The sequence below is a fragment of the Promicromonospora citrea genome, from assembly GCF_013004695.1.
GTDB classification, from domain to species: Bacteria; Actinomycetota; Actinomycetes; order Actinomycetales; family Cellulomonadaceae; genus Promicromonospora; species Promicromonospora citrea.
In genome coordinates this window covers 1-2,728 of the sequence record NZ_JABEMG010000248.1, presented here as the reverse complement: position 1 = coordinate 2,728, position 2,728 = coordinate 1, and the positions used below count along the sequence as shown (strand labels likewise).

Annotated in this window: 4 protein-coding genes; 2 read left to right on the top strand and 2 right to left on the bottom strand. The window is 76.4% G+C overall.

From position 1 onward, the window contains the following. A partial coding sequence (locus tag HLB15_RS23205) for a hypothetical protein (protein WP_212760277.1) occupies window positions 1-473 on the top strand: 473 nt, incomplete at its 5' end. Here HLB15_RS23205 and HLB15_RS23200 read toward each other — a convergent pair. Beyond that, complete coding sequence (locus tag HLB15_RS23200) at window positions 460-1,362, bottom strand: helix-turn-helix transcriptional regulator (protein ID WP_171109087.1); 903 nt, start codon at window positions 1,360-1,362, stop codon at window positions 460-462. The genes HLB15_RS23205 and HLB15_RS23200 overlap by 14 nt on opposite strands. Before the next feature lie 66 nt (window positions 1,363-1,428). Here HLB15_RS23200 and HLB15_RS23195 point away from each other — a divergent pair, with 66 nt between their 5' ends. Further along, window positions 1,429-2,115 carry an SDR family NAD(P)-dependent oxidoreductase gene (locus HLB15_RS23195; RefSeq protein WP_171109085.1) on the top strand — a complete coding sequence of 229 codons (687 nt, stop codon included), beginning with the start codon at window positions 1,429-1,431 and terminating at the stop codon, window positions 2,113-2,115. 25 nt (window positions 2,116-2,140) lie between these two features. Here the strand turns inward: HLB15_RS23195 and HLB15_RS23190 are convergent. Beyond that, window positions 2,141-2,728: lytic transglycosylase domain-containing protein (locus tag HLB15_RS23190; protein WP_171109082.1), on the bottom strand; the 588-nt coding region annotated here is incomplete at its 5' end.

Genomic DNA, 2,728 nt, shown 5'->3' with positions numbered 1-2,728 from the left:
TCCGATCTGAGATCGACCGGCTCAGGGGCCGTGCCGGAGAGAGTGACGGCGACGAGGCCGTCCGCCGCCTCGTCGCGGCCCTGGACGACCCGCGCTGGACCGCGCGGGCCGACGGCGGCGTCGTCACCGTCGTCCTCCGCGACGGGGCGTTCGCCGCGGGCGGCGCCGAGACCACGGACGCGGGGCAGGAGGCGCTCGCGGGGCTGGGGGCGGCGCTGCGCGGGCGGGACGTCGAGGTCGCCGTCGTCGGGCACACGAGCGACACCCCGCCGGTGCCGGGCGGGCCGGACAACGCCGCCGTCGGGCTCGACCGCGCGCTGGCCGGCGCGCAGGTGATCGCGGCAGAGGCGGACCTGCCGCTCGGCGCCGTCCGTGTGGCCACGAGCGGCGACGCCGCCCCGCCTCACCCGAACACGGACGAGGCGGGCCGGGCGCGCAACCAGACGGTGACGGTGACGATCACCCCGCGCTGAGGGGCGGACCGACCGGTGCGGTGACCCGGGACAGCCGCTCGGCGTCGGGGGAGCCCGGCTCGGCGTGGAAGACGACGAGCATCAGGTCGTGCGCGCCGTCGACGCCGAGGCGCTCCCGGTTCACCGTGAGCTCGCCCACGGCGGGGTGCGCGAGCCGGACGGGCGAGCCCCACTGGCCGCGTACCTCGTGCCGCGCCCAGAGCTGCCGGAACAGGGCGCTCGACCGGGACAGGTCCTCGACGAGGGCGACCAGCGGGGGGTCCTCGAGGTCACCCGCCGCGGCCAGGCGCAGGTTCGCGACGAGGCACTCGGAGTAGTCCGCCCAGTCCGGGAACATGGCCTGCGTCTCGGCGTCGAGGAACAGGTCACGGAGCTGGTTGCGGCCCGCGTCGAGCCGTGGCGAGAGGGCGCGCGCCGCGTCGTTCGCCGCCACGACGTCGAAGTAGCGGGTCTCGACGAACGCGGGGTGCTGGAGCGAGCGCAGCAGCATGAGCGTGCCGGCCGGCGGCTCGGGTGCGCGAGGGCGGCGACGCGGCGGCGGTGCGTCCTCCACGAGCGTGCGCAGGTGGGCGACGTGGTCGTCGTCGAGGCGGAGCACGCGCGCCAGCGCGGCGATGACCTGCGGCGACGGGTTGCGGTCGCGGCCCCGCTCGAGGCGCAGGTAGTAGTCGGCGCTGATCCCGGCGAGCAGCGCGACCTCCTCCCGGCGCAGGCCCGGGACGCGGCGCACGCCGCCGTCGGGCAGGCCGGCCTCCCCGGGTGTGACCTGCTCGCGGCGCGCGCGCAGGAAGGCGCCGAGGGCGTTGGCGGGCCGGCGGCGGCGCGGGAGAGGAGGGTCTGCCGCACCCCGGTCTGCGGAGGGCTCTGCCTGGACGGTCGTGCTCTGCATAGCGTGCACAACGGCCCGCCGGGGGCGGGTTGTTCCAGTCGTCCCGTACACAGGAGAGCTCCGCACATGACCGTCACACTCATCACCGGCGCCAACAAGGGCATCGGGCTCGAGACCGCGCGTCGCCTCGTCGCACTCGGCCATGACGTCTACCTCGGCGCGCGCGACGCCGGGCGCGGCCGCACGGCCGCCGACGAGGTCGGCGCCCGGTTCGTGCAGCTCGACGTCACCGACGACGCGTCGGTGGCGGCGGCCCTCGCGACGATCGACGCCGACCACGGCCGCCTCGACGTGCTCGTGCACAACGCGGGCGTGCTGGGCGACGGCGACGTCGACGGGGCCACGGCGCTGACCGTGTTCGACACGAACGCCGTCGGCGTCGTGCGGGTCACCGAGGCGGCGCTGCCGCTGCTGCGCCGGTCGCCGCACGCCAACGTGGTCACCGTGTCGAGCAGCGCGGGGTCGTTCTGGGCCGTGACCAACCCGGAGCGGGTCGAGCACAGCCTGCCGACGCTGCTGTACTCGGCGTCCAAGGCGGCGGCCACCATGCTGACGGTGCGCTACGCGCAGACCGAGCCCGGCATCCGGTTCAACGCCATCGAGCCGGGCACCACCGCCACCGACATGACGGCGGCCTACGGCATCGGGCGCCCGCCGCAGGAGACGGCGGAGTTCGTCGTGCGCTGGGCGACCCTCGGCCCGGACGGGCCCACCGGCACGCTCCAGGACGAGGCGGGCGAGCTGCCCTGGTGACGGGGCCGGCGGGGCGGCCGGCGGGTCAGCCGATGTAGGAGACGGCCAGGTCGGTCACGTCGTGCGCGTAGGACAGCGACCGGTTGTACGTGGTCAGCGCGTCCGCCCACCCCTCGTCGGTGGTGACGTCGCCGCCCGCCGAGCACAGGTAGCCGGCGGCGGTCAGTGCGGCGTCGTCGATCTGGTGCGGGTCGGTACGCCCGTCGAGGTCGCCGTCCCGGGCGTGCCTGCCCCACGTGGTCGGGATGAACTGCAGCGGCCCGACGGCGCGGTCGAACCGGTCGTCGCCGTCGAGCTCGCCGCCGTCGGTGTCGAGGATCTCCATGACGCCGTCGCTGCCGTCGAGCGGGATGCCGATGATGGGCGGGTGCACGATGCCGTCGGCGCCCGCGCGGGCGCCGAGGTAGCTGCCGTGCACCGACTCGACGGCGCCGATGCCCGCGAGGGCGTTCCAGCCGAGGCCGCAGCCGGGCTCGGTCCAGGAGGTCCGCAGCGCGGCGCCCGCGTAGGCGGCGAGCGCGCGGCGGGGGATCCCGGTGCGTTCGGCGGTCTCGCGCAGCCAGGCCGGGTCGGGCAGCTCGGCGACCGGCACGGCGTCGGCGTCCGCCGGGTC